Below are 24,939 nucleotides of genomic sequence, written 5' to 3' on the forward strand. Positions count from 1 at the left end.
GCGCTTTCAGGGCGTGCTCACGCTCGCGGATCGGATGAATCCGTCGACGGCCGCGAGCTTCGATGACGCCGCACCCGAGGTCCGCTCGCAGTTCGGGCAGGAGAGCTCGTATTCGTCCTCGTGGCGCTGCAACTCCGGTTCGCCGGCCTCGCATGCAGGACAGGCTGCCGGCGCGACGACGTGCGCATCCAATTGCGTGCCCAGCTTGGCGATCTCGGCGGAACTCAGGCGTCCCTGTGCAGCCATCGAAACGATCAACGCGCCGACTTCCGCGCTCGCGCCGGATTTGACGCGCTGAGCGTCGCGCTCCAGAACGAGCGCGTCGATCTCGTTGGACTGATCCCGCACCTGCGATTCAAGTCGATCGGCACGGGTCCGCGCCGCGCTAAGTTGTTGAATAAAATCGAATTCTTTTTGGCTCGCTTCGCGCGCCCCCGCCTGATACGTCGCCGCCATGCTGCGCAGGGAGTCGAGTTCGACGAGCATCGGGTGAACACGCCGCTCGGCTTCCTTCACCGCATCCTTGATCTGCTGCGCGTAGTGCTCGGTGTTATGGCGCAATTCGTCCTGAAGTTCGTCGATGCGCTCGCGAAGCCGCGCCGCGGAATCCTGCTCCTGACGCAGACGGTCGGAGAGCTCCTGATTCTCAGCCTCCCAACGAGCGATGACCTCGCGCAAACCCGCCTGCGCGTCCGATCCCTGACTTCGCAACGTCTTTAGCTCGGCTTCGAGAGCGGCAATCTGTGCCGCGCCTGCTTCGGCGCGCGCTTCGGCACGCAAGTGGGCTTGCTCGATCGCCTCGCGGCGGATGTCGGCGTCGCGCACGTGGGACTGTGCGGAGTCGACGGCGGCGTCGAGCCTCGCTCGTTCTTCCTCTAGCGTCGCACGCGCGAGCTTTTGAGCCTCGTCATAAAGCGCCGCCAATAACTCGCCGGCGCGTTCCTGCAACGCTTCGGGCATGGCTCCGGCATCAATACGCACGCGCAGCGCCGAGCGTAAGCCGGCCCAGAAAGCTTCGATATCTTTGGGGATGTCACTCGCGCTACCAGTCTGCGTCAGTTCGCGAACCGTGGTCACCGACGGCCGAATGCCAAGATCAAAGAAAAGCCGCTTGCATGCGTGCTGGGAAAGATCCTGTCGACGAGCTCCAGCAGAGCGCATCGCTTCGATTTCTTGGCGCAGATTGTCGCGAGTTTGTGAGTCCATAAAGGAAAAAGAGCTGATCTACGGAGCAATCATAACGTTTTACGTGTCGAACGTTACGAATTTCCGGTGTTGACGGACAGCGGTTTGTCTGTCTGACCAATTTGGCAGCTTATCGCCGTTTATCCTGAGTCTAGCAGGGGCTTACGTGAAACATCCTGAGAATGCGGCTACAAGGCCATGATTTTACAACGATTTTAGTTGAATTGACGGATATGGCGAGTGTTTCACGAGCGGTTTTGACTTTGGCGCAGTATCACTGGGAAGCTCTGTGCAGTTTCCAAGTCTCTTGAGAGTATTAGAAGTAAACACCCTTGAACTTCGTTAACACCGTTAACGCCCGGGGAAAGCCTTGCCCAGTAAGGGTTTCCGGGATGTCAGGTGAGACTGTACAGGAACTATGGTGAAGCTCTGCGGGAGTGTTCGGTGACGGGCTTCGGGAACGTCGGTGAGTACCCGCGGGACAGAACGTGAGCGGGTTCGGGAAGAGACTGAATTTCATAGGTGAGCGAATTCAGGAGGACGCTGCCGCGTAAGCATTGATGCGTAGAAGCGCAGTGTTAAGTGGGCGCCGTCGAAAGGTGAGAGTTCTCGGGACCGTTCAAAGCCTATGATTTCGGCAGCCCATTTGGACGTTTTTACCGATCGGTGAGCATTTTCAGGAAAAATTCGGACCGGAGGGTGAGATTTTTCGGGCTCGGAGGCCTGTTTCTAGCACAAAATACCCCGCGTCCGGTTCAAAGGTGAGCTTCTGCGGGGGCGATAACCACCGCGCGCATCGCTTGACGGAGCCATTCGTGCTTGATTTGAGCCATGAGGTGAGCTTTTACAGGAGCGATCGAAAGCGATTGTATGGGGCGATTTTGCCAAGGCTAGCGTTGCGAAACGGTGAGGGAATTCGGGAGCTCAGTTCGGCAATGTCTCCACTATCCAGAGCACGGAACGAAGTTAAATCGGAAAAACAGCGTTAAAACAATGAGATACACGGCAAGCGTCGGCGACAAGCCTGGCTTTGGTGAGCTAATTCGGGAGAGACCAGTTTGGCTTTTCACGACATACAGAGGCTGCTTGCGGTGAGGGTTTTCGGGAGCAGACGTGCTTGCATCTACGTGAACAAAGCGAGATAAGTGCCCGAAGACGTTGAATTTTTCCACAAGGACGTCGTGAGGTGAGGCTTTACGGGATGCTTAGGCGCGGTCGAAGGCGGTCGACGTCATGGCGAAGATCGGGCAAGGTGAGGCTTTGCAGGAGTTGGTTTGGTGGAAGATGTGGTGAATTAAGGCTCGGAACCGGGTGGCCAAGCCCTGGATGTCAGGCAAAGGTGAGCTTTCTCGGGACTTCATGTCGGGCTGCTTGACGAATCACGCCCGCAAACGAGCGTTTTCAAGCCACGAAGGTCACCGTGCCGGCGAAAAACCGATGATGTCAGCGCTGTCTCTGACGCGCCACATACCTCGCGATCGGCCAAAAATTTTTTGAGGTGAGCATTTTCGGGACTCTTCCTTGATGCTTCCGGTGGCGCCAAAAATGGCCGCAATTCGTTTACCCGCATGGATAGTACGCGTGTGACCTGAGCCAGATCGGTGAGTGGTGAGTGTTTACGGGACCGCACCGCAGTGAGTCGGCGCGGCTGTCTCAGGATCACCCCTGGACGGTGAAGTCCACCCTATAGACGGGGTTCACCCCAATCGGTATCCTTGCTCGCAATATCGATCTTGACCATTTCATGGCCACCAAGCGCGCAAAGAAAACCGACGTAGTCAGCCCGAGCTCGGCAGAATTGCGCAAGGCAGTCGAGGCCATTGCGATTCAGCCGAAAAGCGGCAAGATCACGCTCCTCACCAGAAAGCTGTTCAACGTGCTCCTCGCGGTCGCCCAGCAAGCCGATGAGTCCGGTGACACGTATCGCGCGTTGCTGTCCGATATCGTCGCGAACTCGGCGTTCGATTCGAACGACACGGCGCTCGTGAAAGAGCATTTGCGTCGCATGGTGTCGGTGCAGGTCGAGTGGAGTACGGGCACGTCGAGCCAGAAGCCGGGCCGGAAATGGGGTATCTCGACACTCATCGCCGATGCTGAAATTCTCGAAGATCCGAGCACGCGCCGCGTCTGGGTCGAATTCTCTTTCGCGCCGAAGATCAAGAAAAAGCTGCTGGATCCTGTCCAGTATGCGCGTTTGAGCCTGCAGTTTCAGAGCCAGTTGCGCAGCAGCGCCGGACTCGCGCTCTACGAAATCTGCGTGCGCTATCTGACGAACCCCAGTCATCTCACGATGCGTGAGACGTGGGAATGGTGGCGGCCGATCCTCTCCGGTACGCCCGACACCGAAGCCGGTGACGAAGCCAAACGCGAGTACAAGTATTTCAAGCGGGATTATCTGCGACCGGCGATCGCCGAAGTGAATGCGGTCACGAATATCTTTGTCGAGCTCGTCGAACATCGCGAAGGTCGTCGGGTGGCGGAAATTCAGTTTCGCGTGACCGAACGCAAGCAGCCGATGCTCGCGCTCGACGAGCATCCGAACGTGTTCGACAGCACGCTGGTAGATCGGATGGTGAAAATCGGCATTCCGCTCAAGGACGCGCAGACGCTGTACGCCGACAGTGAGGAAAATCGAATTCGCGCCGCGTTGCAGATGACCGAGCAGCGTATGCGCAGCACGTCCTTGCCGCCGGTTCGCAGCGCCGCAGCGCTTTTCAAGGATGCGCTGAAGAAGGGCTACGCGCCGCCGGTGGAGGCGCTGCCTCCGGCAGCGAGTGGGGCTGCCTCGCGCACGCCGGCGGCCGTTGCCGCCGCTGACGATCTCAAAGCTCGCCTGTTGAGCGAATTCTCGGCTTATCGTCGCAAGGAAGCGCGCGTGCTGTACGACGAGCAAGGGGAGGAAGAGCGGGAGATCGCGCGTCAGTCCTTCGAGGAAGACGTGCTACCCGGACTCGGCACGCACATGCGCGATGATTGGCGCAAGCGCGGATTGGATTCGAAGCTGGCCGAGACATCGTTTTTCGACTGGCTGGCTCGAAAAACCTGGGGCGAGCCCACCGACGGCGATTTGCTGGCTTTTACGCTCAGTCAATCGCGTTGACGCTTACGCTTATGCAGCGCTTCTGGTTTCTGTAACCTATCTCGCAAAAAATGGCCGCCGATTGATCCCGGCGGCCAGTCAGGGCATTTATTCCTTGGTTTCGACAGGCTGAAGCATCAGTTCGATCTGATGCAGCAGTTCATCACGCTTCTCGCGCGACAAACCGCGCAACCGCAACTCGAGACGGTCCTCACCGTACGACTTCAGATCGCCGACCGCGACGCCCTCGAGTTTGATCTCGAGGCGCTGCGCATAGCGTTGACGGCTGGGCGTTTTCGGTGCGTCCTGAGCGCTCGCGCGGCCTTTGACGATATCGGCGACCTGTCGTGTGCTCAGATCATCCGATGTGATCTTGTTGATGAGACGAAGCGTGGCGTCGCTGCCGCGGGCCGTGTGATAGCGCGCGATCTGATAGGCCATGTTGGAGCCGAATCGGTCCGGCCGCGCGACCATCTCGTGCATGACGTTTTCGGGCAGCTTGGCGATGGACAAGGCGACAGCGATCGTCGATTCGTCTAAACCCAGATGGTCCGCCAGTTCGCGCTGGCTCTGGAAATGCTGCTCGTCGAGGAATCGTCGCCAGACGACGGCGTTATCGAAAACGGTCTGTGAGTCGCGCTGAACGTTCAGGTCGTAGCCCAGCTTGTAGCTCTGGATGCCGATCGGCAGATCGACGACCACCGCCTTCACCGATTCCTTGTTCGCTTCTTTCAGCGCTCGCACGCGCCGCCCGCCATCGCTCACGAAGAACGTCCCCGGATTCTCATAGTCGGGAATGACGTGGATCGCCTGCTGTTGGCCTTGCTTCGCGAGATTGACGGCCAACTCCGCGATCGAGGTCTTGAGATAGAAGTGTCGCGGGTTGAACGGGCTGGGCTTGATCGATCTGAGCGGCAACTCGATCACTTGTCCCGTCGTGTAGCGATTCGCACGCCTCCACGCCCGGAACTCGTCCGATTCCGGCCCGGCGTTGACGTCGGCAGGCTCATCGGCGACGAAGGCGCTCGATCGGCCATTTGCCGCGGCCTGTCCAACGTGTTGAATATCGACGATGCCATCGATCGCATTGAGGCGGTCGAGCGCAGTGCGCTTCTCGCTGCTCGTGGAATCCGGGCGAGCCTTGAAGCCCTTGGCGAACTGGGACGGTTTCATTCAGGGTCCTTTATGCGCATAAAGTCAGGGGAGCATGCCGAGAATCTCGTCGGCCACCGCGCGAATTTCCGCCGCCGCGAGCCGCGAGCCGCGATCGCTCATTTGAAGCACGGTCAGTCCGAGCGCCATTGCCTGCTTGTAGCACTCGCGCGTGGGGATCTGCGTTTTGAGCAAAGGGAAGCCGAGTTCTTCGAGCGCGACCTTGAGCTCACGCGTGAGCATGCGCTTTTCTTCGGTTTTGTTGAGGAGGAAGACGGCGCGCAGGTCTTCGTTCATCACTTGAGCTTGCTGAACGAGTTTGACGAGGCCGACGCTTGACCAATAGTCGGCTGGCGACGACGAGGTCGGGATCACAGCGACGCTCGCTGCGAGCAGCACGACACCGGACACCTTTTCAGTGATCGACGGCGGGCAGTCCACAACGATGATGTCGTAGTCGTTGACGAACTTCTTGATCTCGCGATGGATCTGCCCGCCCGCCTCCGAGAGATTGACGACAGGAAACGGGATACCACTTGCACCGTCCGATGCGGCGCTCGACCAATGGATCAGCGTGTTCTGACCGTCGGCGTCGACTACGAGCACACGCTTTTTCTTCTCGTGAAAGGCCGCACCCAAGTGCATCGCTATCGTGCTTTTTCCGACGCCGCCCTTCTGCTGCGTGATCGCTATGATTTCCGCCGCCACGTTTTGCTCCGAATTTTGAAGTCCGTTGAATTTTACATTGGCAAAGTTATTTTTCCAGCGAAATTCACAATAATTGATCCTGTTAGCCATCCGGACAAGGCTTTATGCGCATAAAGTAGCCGCCGATGTGCTGTCCCGGGCCTCTGACTTTATGCGCATAAAGTCGCCCGGCCGCAGCTTGCCGATGACACGATCACTGCCGAGGCTTTGTGCGCATAAAGCCTCGCCGATCGCACCGACCCGCGGCCCCGTCATCACGCCCAAAACAAAATCGCCTATCCTAAGCGCTTGAACCTCACTGCCGCATGTGCCGGAGCCTTCATGACCGTTCGCAACCTGGACACCCTGTTCGCGCCGAGGTCGATCGCCGTTGTAGGCGCTTCTTCACGTGCGGGCAGCATCGGCGAGATGGTTTGGGCGCGCGCGCGATGCGCTGGATTCACCGGTTCTCTTTGGCCGGTCAATCCGAAACACGGCTCGCTGGGTGGTGAGCCTGTGTTTCGGGACGTCGACGCGTTGCCGGAAGCGCCGAACGTCGCCGTGCTGTGCACTCAACCGCACACGTGGCCGGACCTCGTCGAGCGCCTGGGCCGACGCGGAACAAAAGCCGTCGTGATCGTCGGCGAAGCGACTCAACGTGGAGGTTCATCGGCATCGCTGGATAAGCCGTCGTCGTCCGCCGCAGATCAGGACGAATGGACCGCGCGCACGCTTGCTGCCGCACGGCCTTTTCTCGTGCGAATAATCGGACCCGCCAGTCTCGGCGTAGTCACACCTGCGATCGGCGCATGTCTCGGCGCACCCGCATGCAGTGTCAAATCGGGCGGCGTCGCGTGGGTGTCGGGATCGAACGCGTTGACGAACGGCGTGCTCGGCTGGGCGCGCGCGCGAGGCCTCGGCTTCTCGCGCATCGTCGCGCTCGGCGATGAAGCCGATGTCGACTCAGGCGATATCCTCGATTTCCTCGCGAGCGATGCGTCGACGCGCGCGATCCTGCTCGCCATCGAAACGGTTCGATCGGCGCGCAAGTTCATGTCCGCCGCGCGCGCCGCTGCGCGCAACAAACCGGTACTCGTTCTCCGCACAGGCCGTGATGATCCGTTCGACCGGCTCTACGGCGCGGCCTTTCGCCGTGCCGGACTCGTGCGTGTCGATTCACTCGACGATCTGCTCGACGAAATCGAGACGCTCGGCATTGGTCGTGTCGCGGCGAGCGATGTCGCCACCGTGATCACGAGCGATCGCGGCGTCGGGGCGCTTGCTCAAGACGCGTTCGGCGCCGCCGGCGATGATCTCGCGCAATGGCCAACCGCCGCGCGCGACGCCGTAGCCGCGGCGCTGCCCCGTGCACGCGCGGGCAATCCTCTCCTTCTCGGCGACGACGCCACGCCCGCCGATTTCGGCGCGGCGCTCGAAGCGCTTTCGTCGCATCGCGAGACCGGCACCGTGTTCGTCGTGCATGCGCCGACGCATAGCGCGCCCGTCGCGGAAGTCGCGCGCACGCTGATTGCCGAGCGGCGTCACGCGTATCGCGGATTGCTGGCGTGCTTTTTCGGCTGCGTCGATTCGGCCACGCGCGACGAACTTCACGCCAACGGCATTCCCGTGCATACGACGCCGAATCGGCTGGCACGCGGGTTCGCGCGTCTCGTCGATTTCCGGCACGGCCGCGAGCTGTTGATGCAAACGCCCGATGGCCTGCCCGCCGATATCCCCGAAGACATCGATGCCGCGCAATGTGAGATTCGCACTGCCCTCGCGAGCGGCGTCGCCGAATTGAACGGCGAACGTGCGGCGCGCGTATTCGCTCGCTTCGGCATTTCGGTGAAACCCGGACCGCCGGATTCACTCACTAGCGATGCCGTCGAGATTCAAACGCGGCTGCTCAACCATCGCGTGTTCGGTCCGGTGTTCGAGTTCAAGGCCGAAGGCGCGCTCGGACTCGCGGATGCACTTCACGACTTCGCATTGCCGCCGCTCAATCCCGTGCTTTCGCGCGACCTCGTCATGCGCTCGCCGCGATCGCGCGAGTTGCCCGCGGAGACGCTGCTCAATGCGCTGACCGCGCTGTCGCAACTGGTTTGCTATATCGAAGAAATTGTCGCGCTGCGGCTCACGCTGCGTGTGACGCGCGATTCGGTCGCCGTTCACGAACCGCAACTCACGTTGGGCGCGCATCGCAAGCCGCTGGCGATCGTGCCGTATCCGCGTTGCCTCGAAGAAACGCTCGACTGGCGCGGGATGCGCGTCACCGTTCGACCGATTCGCCCCGAGGACGAAGAAGCGCACGCGGCGTTCGTCGCCGCCAATACCGCCGAAGATTTGCGACTGCGTTTTTTCGGCGCTGTTCGCAGCTTCGATCATTCGCAACTCGCGCGCATGACGCAGATCGATTACGACCGCGAAATGGCGCTGATCGTCACGCGGGCCAACGGCGAAGGAACGGGAGAGACACTCGGTGTCGCGCGCGCAATCGCCGATCCGGACAACGAAACCGCCGAATTCGCCGTTGCCGCGCGCTCGGACATGAAGGGCAGGGGATTGGGGTCGCTGCTGCTGTCGCGCATCATCGACTATGCGAAACAGCGCGGCACGCGCTGGATGGTCGGCGAAGCGCTGCGCGAGAACGCCGGCATGATCGCGCTCGCGCGCAACAGCGGTTTCGAATTGACGAAGACCGACGACCCGGGCGTCGTCGGTTTCAGGATGCGGCTGTGCGATGCGCCGTCACCGCCGCGCGCAGATTAGGCCGCGAGTTTGACGAGCGCGTCGTCGATCTGAGCGCGCGAGAGCGACAGCTCTTCGAGCAATGCTTCGGCGTACGTACTTCCGGTTTCCTTTTCGAGGCGCGCGATCGTCAACGCGCAGCGCGACGTGTCCTTCAATGTCGCGATGAACGGCTTCACCGATTGCCCCGACGTGAACGCGTCGAAGAGCGGCACGCGGATGTCATCGGGCAGCGCGCGCGACGTCCACTGATACGGCTTGCCGTTGTGCGTCAGTTGCGGCGGCAGCGTGCGTTCCTTCTTGGCGGCGGGAATCAGGCCGAAGGTGCGCGCCGCATCGCCGATCTGCTCGGCAGAAAAAAGCTCGTCGGGCGTGATGTCGAATTGCGCGATATACGTTTCGATCGCCTGCATCGCGGCTGAGCGATCGTCGCGCTTCTTCTGCGCGCGCGCGACGATTTCGCGAAGCTCATCGGCTTCAGCGGTTGTGATCGTGAAGTTCGCCTGTTTCTGCTGAAGGTCGCTGAAGCGGAGGAATTCGGAGTCGGAAAGGAGTTTCGCCATCGGGAATGCGTCGGATTGAATACGGCGGCACGTCATTACGGCGCGCCGCCTTTTTGAGAGGGTCGCCATTCTAACGCGCGCGGCGTGCGTCGTTCAGTCGTGCATCATCGAAAGCGACGCGGCGGCATCTTTCAGCAAGTCCGTTACGTCGTCGATCGACGGCGCGACGTATTCATCGATGCGTCGCATATACGGACAGGTGAGGGCCGCGATCGCCTGGCCCGACGGCCCGAGCAGCGGATACGTCACGTCGGTCACGCCGAAGGTCTGCTGGCTGTCCTTCTTCGAATAGCCGAGTTCGCGAATCTGCCGGTAATCGGCATCGAGCACCGTGCGATCCAGCGCGATCTCGCCCTTGACCCTCGTATGTTCGGCGAGCATGTGCTCGCGCTGCTCATCGGTCTGAAAAGCGAGCATGACGCGCCCCGAGCCGGTATCGATCAAGCCGACGCGCGAACCAAGCCGCACCGAAATGCCCCACGTGCCCGGACCGTCCACCTGCGCGATGACCAGCAAATTGCCGCGATCGTAGACGGCGAGATGCACGGATTGCTCGGCCGCATCGGCGAAACGCTGCATCACCGGAAGCGCTTCGGCGATGAGCCGGTTCATCGGCGGATGCCGATGCGCAAGCGCATACAACTTCAGGCTCAACGAATAGCGGTCGCCTTCGGGCGAGCGCACGACGTACTGCCGTGCGACGAGCCGCTCCAGCATCCGGTACATCTCGCTCGCGTTGCGCCCGAGCATTTTCGTGATTTCGGCGCGCGTGAGCCCCGATTTCTGCTCCGACAGCAATTCGAGAATATCGAGCCCTTTGTCGAGCGCGGGCGCGCGGTAGCGGTCGGCGTCGTTGTCTTCCACGTCCATGTGCAGTCTGGGTCGGTTCATGAATTCGCGCCGAGTTTAAGCCTTTCGTCAGCGAACGCCGATGCCATCGACGAAAAACCGGCTAGGGAAATTACCGATCGATCTGGCGACGCGTCGTTCTTGACTTCGATTTGTGCGTATATGAATAATACGTTCACTGATGAATTGATGCATCGACAGTTTCCCGCAGCACCCCACGTTGCAGTCACGAAGAACAGCACGCATCAGGAGACGAAACGCATGAAATTCACCCGCAAGATCGCCGTCGCTTTGGCCGCGGCCGGCACCATCGGCACCATCGGACTCGCTCATGCCGCGGAAAGCGGCAAAGTCGGACTCGGGCTGCCGCTGCTGACATCGCCGTTCTGGCAGTCGTACAACAACTACTTGCCGAAGTACGCGAAGGAGATGGGCCTCGACATCCTTGCGCCCGTCAACTCGAACGGCGATCCCGCGCAGCAGATCACCGACATGAACAACCTGCTGAATCTCGGCGCGAAGGGCATCGTGGTCGGGCCGCTGGATTCGGCGGCGATCAGCCGCGCGCTCGATGCGTCGTCGGCGAAGAGCGTGCCGGTCGTCGCGGTGGACGTCGCGCCGACGCAGGGCAAGGTCGCGATGGTCGTGCGCGCCGACAACCGCGCGTACGGCACGAAGTCGTGCGAGTACATCGGCGAGCACGTGAAGTCGGGCAAGGTCGTGCAGATCATGGGCGATCTGGCGTCGGTGAACGGCCGCGACCGCTCCGAGGCGTTTCGCGAGTGTCTGAAGAAATTTCCGTCGCTGACGCTGCTGGAGATCCCGGCCGCGTGGAAAGGCGACGCCGCCGCGACCGCGCTCGACAGCCTGCTGACCGCGAATCCGGATGTGAAGGCGATCTACATGCAGGCGGGCGGCGTCTATCTCTCGCCGACGCTGCAGACCTTGCGCCGCAAGCAACTGCTCGTGAAGGCGGGCGATCCGAAGCACATCGTGATCGTGAGCAATGACGGGATTCCGCAGGAATACGATGCGATCCGCCGCGGCGAAATCGACGCGACCATTTCCCAGCCCGCCGATCTGTACGCGAAATACGGCCTCTTCTATATCAAGGCGGCGCTTGCCGGACAGACGTTCAAGCCCGGTCCGACGGATCACGGCAGCACGATCGTGCAGCGCGCGCCCGGCATTCTCGAAGATCAGTTGCCCGCTCCGCTCGTGACGAAGGCCAACGTCGACGACAAGTCCCTCTGGGGCAATACGACCAAATGAGCGCGCCCGTCGTTGAAGCGATCGGCCTGACGAAGCGCTACGGTTCGACCGCCGCGCTCGCCGACGTCACGATGCGCGTGCTGCCCGGCGAATCGCACGCGCTCGTCGGGCGCAACGGCGCCGGCAAATCGACGCTCGTCTCGATGATCACCGGCTTGCGCAAGCCCGACGGCGGCGAAATCCGCTTCGGCGGGCAAGCCGCGCCGCCGCTCGCGGATCGCGACGCGTGGCGCGAGCGCGTCGCCTGCGTCTATCAGCATTCGACGATCATCCGCGAGCTGTCGGTGGCCGAGAACCTGTTCATCAACCGGCAGCATCGACGCGGCGGCGTGATCGACTGGCGCACGATGCGGCGCGATGCCCGCGCGCTGCTCGATCACTGGAAGATCGACGTGCGCGAGGACGCGCGCGCCGGCGATCTGACCGTCGAGGCGCGGCAGCTCGTCGAGATCGCGCGGGCGCTGTCGTACGGCGCGCGCTTCATCATCCTCGACGAGCCGACTGCACAGTTGGACGGCGAGGAGATCAAGCGTCTGTTCAGGCGTATCGAAGAGTTGCAGACAGAAGGCGTCACTTTCCTGTTCATTTCCCATCACTTGCAGGAAGTGTACGAAATCTGTCAGGCGGTGACCGTGCTGCGCGATGCGCGGCATATCGTCAGCGCGCCGGTGTCGGCGTTGCCGCGCGACAAGCTGATCGAAGCGATGACGGGCGAGCAGGGCGGTCTTGCCGTCGCGGATGCAGCGACGCGCGCGCCATTGCCCGCCGATGCCGCAGTTGCGCTTTCCGTGTCGGCACTTTCCGGCGACGACTACGCCGGCATCAGCTTCAACGTGCGGCGCGGCGAAGTCATCGGCCTGACGGGCGCGACGACGAGCGGCCGCACGAGCGTCGCGGAAGCCATCGCTGGATTGAAGGCGCAACGCGGCGGCACGATCGCGGTCGATGGCCGCGTGCTTCCGGCCGGCGACGTGCCTGCCGCGCTCGCGAACGGCGTCGGCTGCGTGCCGAAGGACCGGCATCGCGAGGGATTGGTGCTGTCGCAATCCGTCGCGGAAAACGCATCGATGACCATCGCGCGAACACTTGGCCGCTTCGGAATCGCGACGCCGGCGAAGAAAAACGCGTTCGGACGTCGCATGATCGCCGCGCTCGGCATCAAGACACTTGGGCCGGAGCACGAAGTGTCAGGTCTGTCGGGCGGCAATCAGCAAAAGGTCGTGATGGCGCGCGCGCTCGCAACCGATCCGAACGTGCTCGTGCTCATCAATCCGACCGCGGGCGTCGACGTGAAATCGAAGGAAGCGCTGCTCGGCGTCGTCGAACGCGTGCGCGAGGAAGGCAAGGCGGTGCTCGTGGTGTCCGGCGAGCTCGACGATCTGCGCACCTGCGACCGCGTTCTCGTGATGTTCCGTGGCGCGATCGTCGCCGAATTCCCTGCCGGATGGCAGGACCACGAACTCATCGCATCCGTCGAAGGAGTGAGTCTCCATGAAGCATGACGTTTCCAGCGCCGCGATGACCGGCGTGCCGATGCAACGCCCGCGCCCGCGCATCGAACTCGCCCGTTTTCGCGATCTCGCGCTATTGCCCGCGCTCGCGCTGCTGCTCGCGATCGGCGCATTCGTCAGTCCGAGCTTTCTGACGCAGGCGAATCTGATCAGCATTCTCGGCGCATCGGCGGCGCTCGCGCTCGTCGTGCTCGCCGAATCGCTGATCGTGCTGACCGGCAAGTTCGATTTGTCGCTCGAATCGACGGTCGGCATCGCGCCCGCCGTCGGCGCCATGCTCGTGATGCCGGCGGCATCGGCGGGCTTCGGGCTCGAATGGCCCGCGGCGGCGGGACTGGCCGCGATCGTCGTCGTCGGCGCGGCCATCGGTTTCATCAACGGCTTTCTGGTCGTACGGCTGCGGCTGAACGCGTTCATCGTGACGCTCGCGATGCTGATCGTGCTGCGCGGAATGCTCGTCGGCGCGACCAAGGGCGGCACGCTGTTCGACATGCCGCCGTCGTTCTTCACGCTCGCGACCACGCTCGTGCTCGGCCTGCCGATTTCCGTCTGGCTCGCGGCGGCGGCGTTCGCGGTCGCCGCGTTCATGCTGCGCTATCACCGCCTCGGCCGCGCGCTGTATGCGATCGGCGGCAATCCGGAAGCGGCGCGCGCGGCGGGCATTCGCGTCGAGCGCATCACGTGGGGCGTGTTCGTTCTGGGCAGCGTGCTCGCGTCGATCGGCGGATTGATTGTTACAGGCTATGTCGGCGCGATCAACGCGAACCAGGGCAATGGCATGATTTTCACGGTGTTCGCCGCGGCGGTCATCGGCGGCATCTCGCTCGACGGCGGCAAGGGCACGATGCTCGGCGCACTGTCAGGCGTTTTGCTGTTGGGTGTCGTGCAAAACCTGCTGACACTTGCGCAGGTTCCGTCGTTCTGGATTCAGGCGATCTACGGCGCGATCATCCTCGGCTCGCTGATGGTGGCGCGGCTCGCGGGTGGCGAAGCGCAAAACTAGGACGATAAAGATGCAACACGAAACCGATCCGCGCCTCATTCTGCTGAGTCCGGAAGACAACTGCCTGATCGCCGCCGCGCGCCTGCCCGCCGGCGAAACGCTGATGATCGAAGGCGAGCCGGTCATGCTCGCGACGACCATCGAGCTGGCGCACAAGATCGCGCGGCGCGCGTTGTCGAAGGACGAAAAGGTGCTGCGCTACGGCGCGATCATCGGCCATGTGAGCGTCGATGTCGCGCGTGGCGAGCATCTGCATACGCACAATCTGGAAAGCGACTACATCCCGACGTATACGCACGATGCCGGGCACGCTTACGTACAGCACTGAAGAACACTCATGAACAGTCCCGCACTGCAAGGCTATCTCCGCGCCGATGGCAAGAAGGGCATCCGCAATGTCGTCGCGGTGGCGTATCTCGTGGAATGCGCGCATCACGTCGCGCGCGAGATCGTCACGCACTTCCGTCCGTCGTTCGATGCATTCGATTCCTTCGATCCGCAAGCCGAATCGCCCGTGCATCTGATCGGCTTTCCGGGCTGCTATCCGAACAGCTACGCCGAAAAGATGCTGGAGCGCATCTGCACGCATCCGAACGTCGGCGCGGTGCTGTTCGTGTCGCTCGGCTGCGAGAGCATGAACAAGCACTATCTCGCCGATGTCGTGCGCGCGAGCGGCCGTCCCGCCGCCGTGCTGACGATCCAGGAAAAGGGCGGCACGCGCAGCACGATCCAGAACGGCCTCGACTGGGTGCGCGAGGCGCGCGCGACGCTCGCCGCGCAAAAGAAAGTGCCGATGGCGCTCGACGAACTCATCGTCGGCACGATTTGCGGCGGCTCGGACGGCACGAGCGGAATCACGGCGAATCCGGCAGTGGGCCGCGCGTTCGATGCGTTCATCGACCAGGGCGCGTCCTGCATTTTCGAGGAAACGGGCGAGCTCGTCGGCTGCGAATTCCATATGAAGCGGCGCGCGGCGCGGCCCGAACTGGGCGATGCAATCGTCGAATGCGTGCAAAAGGCCGCGCGCTATTACACGACGATGGGCCACGGTTCGTTCTCGGTCGGCAACGCGGACGGCGGGCTGACGACGCAGGAGGAAAAATCGCTCGGCGCGTATTCGAAGAGCGGGGCGTCGCCGATCGTCGGCATCATCAAACCGGGCGACGTGCCGCCGACAGGCGGCCTCTATCTGCTCGATGTCGTGCCCGACGGCGAGCCGCGCTTCGGCTTTCCGAATATCAGCGACAACGCGGAAATCGGCGAGCTGATCGCGTGCGGCTGCCACGTCATTCTCTTCACGACGGGGCGCGGCTCGGTGGTCGGATCGGCGATCTCGCCCGTGATCAAGGTCTGCGCGAATCCTTCGACGTATCGCAATCTGTCCGGCGACATGGACGTCGACGCGGGCCGCATCCTCGAAGGCCGCGCGACGCTCGACGACGTGGGCCGCGAGATTGTCGACGTGACCCTCGCGGTGGCGGCGGGCGCGGCGTCGAAGTCGGAGGCGCTCGGGCATCAGGAATTCATCCTGACTTACAAAACCTTCGAGCCGGTCGGCCCCGCGTGTTTGCCGAGCGCCGCGCGACGCGTTACTGTGGCGGCTTGAGTTTCGCCATCTCAAAATCATTCGGGGTTTGCAGATGACCGCAGAAACGCAAGAGGCAGTGTCACGTCGACGCAAAATCGGCCGGACGTCGCTGGACGTGACCGCGCTGTCGCTCGGTACCGCGCCGCTCGGCGGCCTGTATCACGAGTTGCCGGAAGACGAGGCGCGCGCGACCGTCGATGCCGCGTGGCAAGCCGGCATCCGCTTCTTCGATACCGCGCCGCACTACGGCCACACGAAGGCGGAGCATCGGCTCGGCGATGCGTTGCGACGTTATCCGCGCGGCGAATTCGCGCTATCGACGAAAGTCGGCCGCCGTTTCGTTCCGCGCACGACACCCTACGACGGCAGCGAAGGCTGGGCCGCGCCGCTGCCGTTCCAGGCGATCTACGACTACACCTACGACGGCATCATCCGCTCGTTCGAAGACAGCCAGATGCGGCTCGGCATGGTCGATATCGATGTCGTGCTGATTCACGATATCGGCCGCGTCACGCATGGCGAGCAGAACGCGCATTACTGGAAGCAACTGACCGATGAAGGCGGCTTTCGCGCGCTCGACGAGTTGAAACAGACGCGCGGCGTGAAAGCGGTCGGCCTTGGCGTGAACGAAGGCGCGGCCGTGATGGAAGCGATGGCCGAATTCGACATCGATTGCGCGTTGCTCGCCGGCCGCTACACGCTGCTCGAACAAAACACGCTCGATGATTTATTGCCCGAATGCGAGAAGCGCGGCGTCAGCATTCTGCTCGGCGGCGCGTTCAACTCGGGCATTCTCGCGCGCGGCCTCGACGCCGACGCCCACGGCGATCTCAAGTTCAATTACGGCGATGCACCGAAGGACATCGTCGAACGTGTCGGGAAGCTGGAGCGCGTGTGTCGCGCGCACGGCGTGGCGCTCTCGACGGCGGCCATCCAGTTTCCTTATGCGCATAAAGTTGTGGCCACGGTGCTGATGGGCGCGCGCACGCCGGATGAAGTGCGCGAGAACGCGGCGTCGTTCGCGACGCCGGTTCCTGCCGCGCTATGGGACGCGTTGCGCGCCGAAGGTCTGCTGCATCCGAATGCGCCGGTGCCGCGATGACTATCGACGCGCATCAGCACTATTGGGACCCCGCGCGCGGCGACTACGGCTGGCTCACGCCGGACATGAAGCCGCTGTACCGCGTGTTCGGTCCCGGCGATCTCGCGCCGCTGCGCAAGGCAGCCGGCGTGCAGAAAACGGTCGTCGTTCAGGCTGCGCCGACGGTCGATGAAACGCGCTATCTGCTCGATCTCGCGCGCAGTGACGATTCGATCGCGGGCGTCGTCGGCTGGGTGCCGCTCGATTCGCCGGATGCGACGACGATCATCGACGAATTCGCGCGCGAGCCGAAGTTCAAGGCCGTGCGCCCGATGTTGCAGGACCTGCCCGACGACACATGGATCGAGCACGCGCCGCGCAAGGACGCGATCGAGCGCCTGATCGACCTCGATTTCGCCTTCGATGCGCTGATCTTCGCGCGGCATGTGCCCTCGCTGATTGCGTTCGTCGAGCGATATCCGAAGTTGCGCATCGTGATCGATCATGGCGCGAAACCGCCGATCCGCGATGGCATCGACGCGGGCTGGCAACCGTGGGCCGATGGCATCGCGCAACTCGCGAAACTGCCGCAAAAGCTGCATTGCAAATTGTCCGGCCTCGCGACCGAAGCGAACCCGAACTGGAGCGACGAAACGCTGAAACCCTACGTCGCGCATCTGCTCGAACAATTCGGAGCGGAGCGGCTGATGTGGGGCAGCGACTGGCCCGTGCTCGACATGAACGGCAGTTATGCCGCGTGGCACGGCACGGCGCGAAACCTCACGTCGCATCTCGAAAAAGTGCAGCAGGACGCGATTTTCGGCGCAAACGCCCGCGCGTTCTATCGCCTCTGAAACGGCTGATATACCGGGCATGTCTCAAAAACACTTCCGACTGGAGCAGTAGATGGTACAAAGACTGGCAGGCAAGACCGCGCTGATCACGGCGGCGGGACAAGGCATCGGGCTCGCGACGGCCGAGCTGTTCGCGGCAGAGGGCGCGCGCGTGATCGCGACCGACATCCGCACGGAATCGCTCGAAGGCAAGCCGTTCGACGTGCGCAGGCTCGACGTGCGCGACGCGCAGGCGATCAACGCGCTCGCCGACGAGATCGGCGCGATCGACGTGCTCTTCAACTGCGCGGGTTTCGTGCATGCCGGCTCGATTCTCGACGCGAGCGAGGAAGACTGGGACTTCGCCTTCGACCTGAACGCCAAGGCGATGTACCGTACGATTCGCGCGTTTCTGCCGAAGATGCTGGAGAATGGCGGCGGATCGATCATCAACATGTCGTCGGCGGCGTCGAGCGTGAAGGGCGTGCCGAACCGCTTCGTGTATGGTGCGTCGAAGGCGGCCGTGATCGGGCTGACCAAGTCCGTCGCCGCCGATTTCGTGACGCGCGGCGTGCGCTGCAACGCGATCTGTCCGGGCACGGTGGAATCGCCGTCGCTGAAGGACCGCATCGCGGAGCAGGCGAAGGCGCAGGGCGCGAGCGTCGATCAGGTGCAGGCCGCGTTCGTCGCCCGTCAGCCGATGGGACGCGTCGGCCGCGCCGAAGAGATCGCGGCGCTCGCGCTGTATCTCGGCTCGAACGAATCGTCGTTTACGACGGGACAGATTCATATCATCGATGGCGGCTGGTCGAACTGACCGACCGCTCACGTTTTTCGGAACCAGGAGGATCACACCAGATGAAGCTGCTTCGTTACGGCCCCAAGGGTCAGGAAAAACCGGGTCTGCTGGACGCCGAGGGCCAGATTCGCGACCTCTCGAAGGTCGTCGATGACATCGCCGGCGCGACGCTGACCGAAGCGGGCCTGGCGAAACTGCGCGCGACCGATCCGGCGTCGCTGCCGGTCGTCGACGGCAATCCGCGCATCGGGCCGTGCGTGGGCCGCGTCGGCAAGTTCGTGTGCATCGGGCTGAACTATGCGGATCACGCCGCCGAATCGAATCTTCCGGTGCCGACCGAGCCGGTCATCTTCGGCAAGTGGACGAGCGCGATCTGCGGCCCGAACGACGACGTCGAAATTCCGCGCAACTCGGTGAAGACCGACTGGGAAGTCGAGCTGGGCGTGGTGATCGGCAAGGAAGCGAAATATGTCGATGAAGCCAACGCGCTCGATTACGTCGCCGGCTACTGCGTGATCAACGACGTCTCCGAGCGCGAATGGCAGCTCGAACACGGCACGCAATGGGACAAGGGCAAGGGCTTCGACACGTTCGGCCCGATCGGCCCGTGGCTCGTCACGAAGGACGAAGTCGCCGATCCGCAGAAGCTCGATCTGTGGCTCGAAGTCGACGGCAAGCGCTACCAGAACGGCAACACGAAGACGATGGTCTTCACGGTCGCGCAACTGGTCGCGTATCTGTCGAAGGTGATGAGCCTGCAGCCGGGCGATGTCATTTCCACGGGCACGCCGCCGGGCGTCGGCATGGGCGTGAAGCCGAACGCGGTGTACCTGAAGGCCGGCCAGACGATGAAGCTCGGCATTCAGGGTCTCGGCGAGCAGACGCAGAAGACCGTCGCGGCGCAGTAATCGAGCCGCGGCAAAAGCAAAAAACCTCGCCGCGGCGAGGTTTTTTGTTTCGGACGACGGGATTGAGAAGAATTCAGGCGTGAAAGACGGGTTCGGTGGCGACGCCCTCGCCGATGCGTGTGATCGTGCCCTGCGCGACCGCGACGAGCCGCTCGGCGCCGCCATCGGTGACGAATACGTCGCACTGGCAGGTCGCCTGCGTCATGCCCGCATGGACGACGCGCGCACGCGCCATCAGCGTGCCTGAAACGGCCGGGCGCAGATAGTTGATCTTGTACTCGCCTGTGACGACCTTCGGCCCGAGCCTGAGCGCCCCCGCGAACGTCAGCGCGTTGTCGACGAGATAACTGACCACCCCGCCGTGCACGAAGCCGTGTTGTTGCCTCAGCTCATCCCTGATCGTCAGACACAGCGTGAGACTCGCTGAATCGACCTGCATCAGTTTGGTTCCGAGCAAGGCGCTGAACGGTTGCGCATTCAGCGCACCGCGCGCGATATCGACAATTTCGGCCATTCGGACACTCCTTGGGTGGGTTCGGTGCCGTCCTGCAAAGACAATAGGAAGCGATCGCGCGCACTGCAAGGAACTCACGCAAAAATTGTGCAATGGTGCGTTTCGGGGCGGCCTGCGCGCCCTCCCGCGACGTTTCGCCGGCGTGACGCGTTCCTCCATTCGCGTAGACAAACCTGTGCGGCAAACGATTCAAGCTTTATCGTCCGACTGCCGTAAACCCGCACAGTCCCCGCATGGCGGGCCTAATTTCGAAAGCGTGGGTGCAAGTGATGTTCGGAAAGATCAAGGTTTCATCGGGTTTGCTCGCAGTTCTCGTGGTGTTCTGTCTTTTTCAACTCGTGACCGAAGGGCTGGGTTTCTGGTCCCTGTCACGCACCCATGACGATGTCGGCAGCCTATCCGACATCGCGCTCAAGCAGGTCAACGCGGTCAACAAGACCACGCAGCATCTGATGGATGCGCGCATCAACCTTTCGCGCGCCGGCACGCGCATGGTGCGCGGCGGCACGGAGCCGACGGAAATCGTCCAGCATGCGCGCGAACAGATCGCGGCGGCGGACAAGTCGTTCACGGCGTTCCTGAATGCGCCCAAGACCGGCGAGGAAAACACGGCACGCATGGCCGCGCTGCAGGCGAAATACGCCGAGTATGCGAAGGCGCTGAGCGAGCTCGTCCAGTATCTCGACGCCGGCAACATCCAGGCGTTCCTCGACCAGCCGACGCAAGGTTTTCAGGATCGCTATCTCGCGGAACAGCAGAAGTTCGTCGATTTCGGCGATGAAGCGGGCCGCGGCTATCTCGCGTCAATCGACACGCGCTACGCGTGGTTCCGCGCGGTGGGCATCGTGATTCTCGTGGTCGTCGTCGCGGGCATCGCGCTGGTGCACGTCGCGCTGCGCCGTGGCGTGATCGAACCGCTGGAAGAGGCGGGCCGCCACTTCGAGCGCATTTCGAACGGTCGTCTCGACGAGCGCATCGAAGATCGCGGCACGAATGAAATCGGCCGTCTGTTCGCGGGTCTCGCGACGATGCAGGCAAGCGTCGCGAGCACGGTGAAAACGGTGCGCGAGACGTCGGATTCGATCAACTTCGGCGCCGATGAAATCGCGAGCGGCAACGCCGATCTGTCCGCGCGCACGGAAAATCAGGCGGCCTCGCTCGAAGAAACCGCGTCGAGCATGGAAGAGCTGACCGCCACGGTGCGCCAGAACGCCGAGCACGCGCGCGAGGCCAACACGCTCGCGGGCGAAGCGCTCAACGCGACGTCGCGCGGTTCGAGCGTGGTCGACGATGTCGTCGAGAAGATGCGCGGCATTGCGTCGAGCTCGGACAAGATCGCGGAGATCATCTCGGTCATCGACGGCATCGCGTTCCAGACCAATATCCTCGCGCTCAACGCGGCCGTCGAGGCGGCGCGCGCGGGCGAACAGGGCCGCGGCTTCGCGGTCGTGGCGGGCGAAGTGCGCGGCCTCGCGCAGCGTTCGGCGCAATCGGCGAAGGAAATCAAGGAACTGATCGGCGAGTCGGTCGCGCAGGTCAGCGACGGTTCGGTGCTCGTCGAGCGCGCGGGCGCGGCGATGCGCGAAGTGTCGGCGTCGATTTCACGCGTCACGCAGATGATGGCGGAGATCAGCGCGTCGTCGCTGGAGCAGAGCGTCGGAATCGAACAGGTGAATCAGGCCGTCACGCAGATGGACGAGATGACGCAGCAGAACGCGGCGCTCGTCGAGCAGGCCGCTGCTGCCGCGTCGTCGCTGCACGAGCAGACGCGGCAACTGAAGGCGGCGGTGTCGGTGTTTCAGCTCGCCTGAGCTTGCTTAAGCCGGCAACGCCGCGTACGACGTCGCGAGGTGATACGGCGTCGTCGACGGCATCTCGGCGCGGCTGATTTCACCCGTCGCCGAGCGGCATTCCACCCAGCCGGTGTCGTGCAGGAAGCGCGCGCGAAAACGCTCGATCTGCGCGCCGACGGCGTCGCCGCGCGTGGCCAGCGCGCGCAGATATTCGGTCTGCGCCCAGATGCGCTGCGTGCCGTCGATCACGCGGCCGGTTTCGTCGATGGCGGCATGCACGCCGCCCGTTTCCGCATCCACGCCGTGCCGCTGCGCGAAGTCGAACGCGCGCACGAGCCCGTCGTTCAGCCCCGCCGCCTCGAACGCGGCGTGTCCGCTGCCCAGCGCCAGAAAATACCACTCGAACTGATGACCCGGCTCCAGCCGGTTGCCCGGCGTGCCCATCGGCAATTCGGCGATCGAACCGCTCGGCGCGTGCACGAACGCATCCGCGACGGACTGCGCGAGGTGCGTCAGGCGGCGGTCGTAGGCTGGGTCGCCGGTGGCTTCGCGCGCGGCGAGCCACGCTTCGGCGAGATGCATCAGCGGATTTTGCAGCGGCGTTTCGATGGTCGCGCCGAAATCTTCGGCAAGCGCCGCGTTCAACAGATCGCCGCCGCTCGAAAAACGCGCTTCGACGAGCCGCGACGTTTCATCGAGCAGCGCGAAGGCATCGGCCGAACCGCTCTTTTTCGCGTAATGCGCGCACGCGAAAACGACGAACGCATGCGTGTAGAGATCCTTTTGACGCTCGAGTGGCGCGCCGCTTGCATCCACGCTGTAGAACCATCCGCCGTTGCGCTTGTCCTGAAAATAGTGCCGTAGCGATTCGAAGAGCGTTGCGGCGTGCGCGAGATCGCCCGCTTCCGAGAATACGAAGAGCTGGCGCGCGCAGGCCATCGCGCGATAGCGCTTCGGCGGCAGCGGCGCGTGATCGCCCGGCGCGACGGCTTCGTACGCGAGGCCGAGCGCCGCATTGAACCCCGGCCCGCGCCAGATGGGCAGCACGATGTTCGCGTAATGCGCGCGCAACGGCGCGGCGGATTCCGGGTTCGTCGATGGCACGGCCGACGATGCGTTTGGTTGCTGATCCTGCATACGAAGACTCTTATGGGTCCGGGAAACGCGCGGCCGAACGCGGCGCACGCAACGAGAAAGGATAGCAAAACCGGCCCGTGACGCCGCGTCTTCGGGCTTCTGACTGCAAGGAGGACAAGAACATGCTGGGAAATCTCGAACTCGTTTCGCGGCTCATCATGGCCGCGGCGCTCGGCAGCGTGATCGGCTTCGAGCGCGAGCGGCTCTCGTGGGCGGCGGGACTGCGCACGCACATGCTCGTGTGCGTGGGCTCGGCGCTCATCATGATCGTGTCGGCGTACGGTTTCGAGGATGCGCTGAAATACGACCACGTCGTGCTCGATCCGTCGCGGGTCGCGGCGCAGGTCGTGTCGGGCATCGGCTTTCTCGGCGCGGGCTCGATCCTGCTGCGCGGCGAGATCGTGCGCGGCCTGACGACGGCCGCGAGCCTCTGGTCGGTCGCGGCGATCGGGCTTGCGGTCGGCGGCGGCCTCTACACGGCGTCGATCGCGGCGACGGCGATCATCCTCGTCATTCTGGCGGGCATCAAGCCGCTCGAACGGCGCTTCATCTCCGTGAAGCAGCGCCGTCAACTGACGCTGCTCGTCGATCGCGGCGCGCTGAGCTTTCACGCGCTGCACGAAGCGCTCGGGCCCGGCAGCGTGCGTGTGAAGCAGTTCATCGTCCAGCAGAGCGACGATTCGCCCGAGCTCGACGAGGTTCGTGTCGAACTGTCGCGCGCATCGGCGGTGGAATATCGCGCGATTTGTGATCGTTTGCGGCAACTCGACGTCGTGCGCGAGTTTCGCGAGGACGATGCAAGCTGAAATCGTCCTCAGGATGACGACAGGATGCTGGTTTGCGCACGCGGCCATGCGACAATGCGGCCTCTCGAAAACAATCGCCGAAGCGCCGGTGTGCTTTGCCCGCCGATCCTGAAGGCTGCCGCATTTCGAACCTATGCCAGATTCCGCAGTAAAGAGAGATTCCGATGCACCGTCCCGCCGCCGGCGCGCGACGCAAACGCATGAGTTGCAAGCGACGCAAACCAGCGCGGACACCGAAAAGAAACTTGCCCGCGCCGCGCGTTCGGCGCAGCGTCTCGCCCAGTTGAGCGAAGGCGCGCGCGCCGGCGAAACGCTCGATCTTTTCGCCGAAGACGCCGAGCGCGCGCATCTTCAGGCGCTGAACACCGATATCCGCCAGGGCACCTTCGAAGGTTTCGAGTTGCCGGACGTGTTTCTCGCGGCGGTGCAATCGAATGGCCCGACCACGCCGCAGTGCGGCAACGGGTCCGAATCCGCCGCGACGAAGCGCGCGGCGCGTGCGAGCGTGGCATCGGTTGCGCCGGTGCAGGGCTTGTTCGAGGACGAATTGCCTTCCGTCGCCGTGCCGCCGCCGCTCGAGAACAAATCCGCAGCAAAAGCCAGTGCGATGGCCGCAGTCGCGACGCGATCGGCGAGCATCAGCACGTCGGTTGCGCCGGAGAGCGCCGCGCAGTCGCTGGCGGCGCTCGCCTCCGCGCTGATCGCACGCGATCGAACGGCGCGCGGGGAGCGCAACGAAGCCGCGCCGCTCGCCGCGCCGGGCATTCGCGAAATCGCCGCGCCTGAACTCGACCGCGCCCGCGCCACGGCGTTCGCGGACACCGTCGATGCGCTCTACGCGGTGCTCGCCGAGCAACGGACGTCGACCGCCGCCCACGCGCGCCGCATGAAGACGATGCTGACGATCATCGTCGGCGTGATGCTCGTCACGGTGGCGACGGGCATCGCGCAAACGGCCGTGCTGCTGCGCATGAGCCACGACAGCAAGCTGCAGCAGGATCGCACCGAGCAACTGATGCTCAACCAGCAGGCGACGCTCGCGTCGCTCTTCGACACCGATTCCGCTAACGTCAGCCTGCGCCGCACGCCCGATATGCCGGGCGCATCGGACGATGCCTCGCCGATGCAGCCCATCAGCGCCGCCACGCCCGATTCCGCGCCGAAAAAGCACGCGCGTCATGCGCACCATCGCGCCGGCTCCACGGCGCACTGATCCCCCGCTGTCACTTTCCCGCGACACCCCGCGCTGCGGCGGCGTGTCGCGCTTTCGCTCGTCTACACGCCGGAGGTCCGTCGCGTGGGCTTCTGCGGCCCGTCCCCCTTTTCCGGCGGCGGAAAATCGGTAAGAATGTAGAAAAACTACCAAATTTCTACGCACGAAATGTTGCATTGCACTAGAAATTGGTAGGGGACAACCCTATAATTCGCTCT

21 protein-coding genes are annotated in these 24,939 nt (G+C 63.2%); 14 read left to right on the top strand and 7 right to left on the bottom strand.

What is annotated here, in order from left to right; all coding sequences use genetic code 11:
• Positions 1-6: 6 nt before the first annotated feature.
• Positions 7-1,206, bottom strand: coding sequence for a DNA-binding protein (locus AWB76_RS26525; protein ID WP_061163099.1), 1,200 nt, complete (start codon positions 1,204-1,206; stop codon positions 7-9).
• A gap of 1,723 nt (positions 1,207-2,929) precedes the next feature.
• Between AWB76_RS26525 and AWB76_RS26530 the strand changes: the two genes are divergently transcribed.
• Positions 2,930-4,285, top strand: coding sequence for a replication initiation protein (locus AWB76_RS26530; RefSeq protein WP_061163100.1), 1,356 nt, complete (start codon positions 2,930-2,932; stop codon positions 4,283-4,285).
• 87 nt (positions 4,286-4,372) lie between these two features.
• Here AWB76_RS26530 and AWB76_RS26535 read toward each other — a convergent pair whose 3' ends face one another.
• Together AWB76_RS26535 and parA are read right to left on the bottom strand one after the other, a co-directional pair.
• Entirely contained in the window at positions 4,373-5,437 is a 1,065-nt protein-coding gene (locus AWB76_RS26535) for a ParB/RepB/Spo0J family partition protein (RefSeq protein ID WP_061163101.1), read from the bottom strand.
• Between the two features lie 24 nt (positions 5,438-5,461).
• Positions 5,462-6,124 carry a ParA family partition ATPase gene (gene parA / locus AWB76_RS26540; protein WP_061163102.1) on the bottom strand — a complete coding sequence of 221 codons (663 nt, stop codon included), beginning with the start codon at positions 6,122-6,124 and terminating at the stop codon, positions 5,462-5,464.
• 321 nt (positions 6,125-6,445) lie between these two features.
• Here parA and AWB76_RS26545 point away from each other — a divergent pair, with 321 nt between their 5' ends.
• Positions 6,446-8,872, top strand: a complete 2,427-nt coding sequence (locus AWB76_RS26545; RefSeq protein ID WP_061163103.1) for a bifunctional acetate--CoA ligase family protein/GNAT family N-acetyltransferase — start codon at positions 6,446-6,448, stop codon at positions 8,870-8,872.
• On the opposite strand, the gene AWB76_RS26550 is transcribed toward AWB76_RS26545, so the two are convergent.
• Positions 8,869-9,414 (bottom strand): hypothetical protein, encoded by a 546-nt coding sequence (locus AWB76_RS26550; protein ID WP_061163104.1) that lies wholly within the window; start codon positions 9,412-9,414, stop codon positions 8,869-8,871. The two genes, AWB76_RS26545 and AWB76_RS26550, sit on opposite strands and share 4 nt — an antisense overlap.
• Before the next feature lie 93 nt (positions 9,415-9,507).
• Complete coding sequence (locus AWB76_RS26555; protein ID WP_061163105.1) at positions 9,508-10,284, bottom strand: IclR family transcriptional regulator; 777 nt, start codon at positions 10,282-10,284, stop codon at positions 9,508-9,510.
• Between the two features lie 240 nt (positions 10,285-10,524).
• Between AWB76_RS26555 and AWB76_RS26560 the strand changes: the two genes are divergently transcribed.
• The 9 genes from AWB76_RS26560 to AWB76_RS26600 are packed head-to-tail and all read left to right on the top strand — an operon-like array spanning position 10,525 to position 19,258.
• Complete coding sequence (locus AWB76_RS26560; protein ID WP_061163156.1) at positions 10,525-11,535, top strand: sugar ABC transporter substrate-binding protein; 1,011 nt, start codon at positions 10,525-10,527, stop codon at positions 11,533-11,535.
• On the top strand, positions 11,532-13,037 hold the full coding sequence (locus AWB76_RS26565; protein ID WP_061163106.1) for a sugar ABC transporter ATP-binding protein: 1,506 nt from the start codon (positions 11,532-11,534) through the stop codon (positions 13,035-13,037). The genes AWB76_RS26560 and AWB76_RS26565 overlap by 4 nt, the downstream gene beginning before the upstream one ends.
• A gap of 16 nt (positions 13,038-13,053) precedes the next feature.
• The gene (locus AWB76_RS26570; protein ID WP_374729952.1) at positions 13,054-14,049 is read left to right on the top strand and encodes an ABC transporter permease; all 996 of its coding nucleotides are present in this window, start codon (positions 13,054-13,056) and stop codon (positions 14,047-14,049) included.
• Between the two features lie 10 nt (positions 14,050-14,059).
• The gene (locus AWB76_RS26575; RefSeq protein WP_061163108.1) at positions 14,060-14,377 is read left to right on the top strand and encodes a UxaA family hydrolase; all 318 of its coding nucleotides are present in this window, start codon (positions 14,060-14,062) and stop codon (positions 14,375-14,377) included.
• A 9-nt stretch (positions 14,378-14,386) separates the two neighbouring features.
• On the top strand, positions 14,387-15,655 hold the full coding sequence (locus tag AWB76_RS26580; RefSeq protein WP_061163109.1) for a UxaA family hydrolase: 1,269 nt from the start codon (positions 14,387-14,389) through the stop codon (positions 15,653-15,655).
• Positions 15,656-15,689: 34 nt separating this feature from the next.
• Complete coding sequence (locus AWB76_RS26585; RefSeq protein WP_061163110.1) at positions 15,690-16,739, top strand: aldo/keto reductase; 1,050 nt, start codon at positions 15,690-15,692, stop codon at positions 16,737-16,739.
• Positions 16,736-17,572, top strand: a complete 837-nt coding sequence (locus AWB76_RS26590; protein WP_061163111.1) for an amidohydrolase family protein — start codon at positions 16,736-16,738, stop codon at positions 17,570-17,572. The genes AWB76_RS26585 and AWB76_RS26590 overlap by 4 nt, the downstream gene beginning before the upstream one ends.
• A 52-nt stretch (positions 17,573-17,624) precedes the next feature.
• Complete coding sequence (locus AWB76_RS26595; RefSeq protein WP_061163112.1) at positions 17,625-18,368, top strand: SDR family oxidoreductase; 744 nt, start codon at positions 17,625-17,627, stop codon at positions 18,366-18,368.
• A gap of 41 nt (positions 18,369-18,409) precedes the next feature.
• Complete coding sequence (locus tag AWB76_RS26600; protein WP_061163113.1) at positions 18,410-19,258, top strand: ureidoglycolate lyase; 849 nt, start codon at positions 18,410-18,412, stop codon at positions 19,256-19,258.
• Positions 19,259-19,331: 73 nt separating this feature from the next.
• On the opposite strand, the gene AWB76_RS26605 is transcribed toward AWB76_RS26600, so the two are convergent.
• Positions 19,332-19,772, bottom strand: a complete 441-nt coding sequence (locus AWB76_RS26605; RefSeq protein ID WP_061163114.1) for a PaaI family thioesterase — start codon at positions 19,770-19,772, stop codon at positions 19,332-19,334.
• A gap of 269 nt (positions 19,773-20,041) precedes the next feature.
• On the opposite strand from AWB76_RS26605, the gene AWB76_RS26610 reads away from it, so the two are divergent.
• On the top strand, positions 20,042-21,583 hold the full coding sequence (locus AWB76_RS26610; RefSeq protein WP_061163157.1) for a methyl-accepting chemotaxis protein: 1,542 nt from the start codon (positions 20,042-20,044) through the stop codon (positions 21,581-21,583).
• Positions 21,584-21,589: 6 nt separating this feature from the next.
• Here AWB76_RS26610 and AWB76_RS26615 read toward each other — a convergent pair whose 3' ends face one another.
• Entirely contained in the window at positions 21,590-22,702 is a 1,113-nt protein-coding gene (locus AWB76_RS26615; protein WP_061163115.1) for an AGE family epimerase/isomerase, read from the bottom strand.
• A gap of 122 nt (positions 22,703-22,824) precedes the next feature.
• On the opposite strand from AWB76_RS26615, the gene AWB76_RS26620 reads away from it, so the two are divergent.
• Both AWB76_RS26620 and AWB76_RS26625 read left to right on the top strand, forming a co-directional pair.
• Complete coding sequence (locus tag AWB76_RS26620) at positions 22,825-23,508, top strand: MgtC/SapB family protein (RefSeq protein ID WP_061163116.1); 684 nt, start codon at positions 22,825-22,827, stop codon at positions 23,506-23,508.
• 205 nt (positions 23,509-23,713) lie between these two features.
• Entirely contained in the window at positions 23,714-24,721 is a 1,008-nt protein-coding gene (locus tag AWB76_RS26625; protein WP_061163158.1) for a hypothetical protein, read from the top strand.
• The last annotated feature ends 218 nt before the right edge of the window (positions 24,722-24,939 follow it).

The organism is Caballeronia temeraria, assembly GCF_001544795.2.
Lineage (GTDB): Bacteria > Pseudomonadota > Gammaproteobacteria > Burkholderiales > Burkholderiaceae > Caballeronia > Caballeronia temeraria.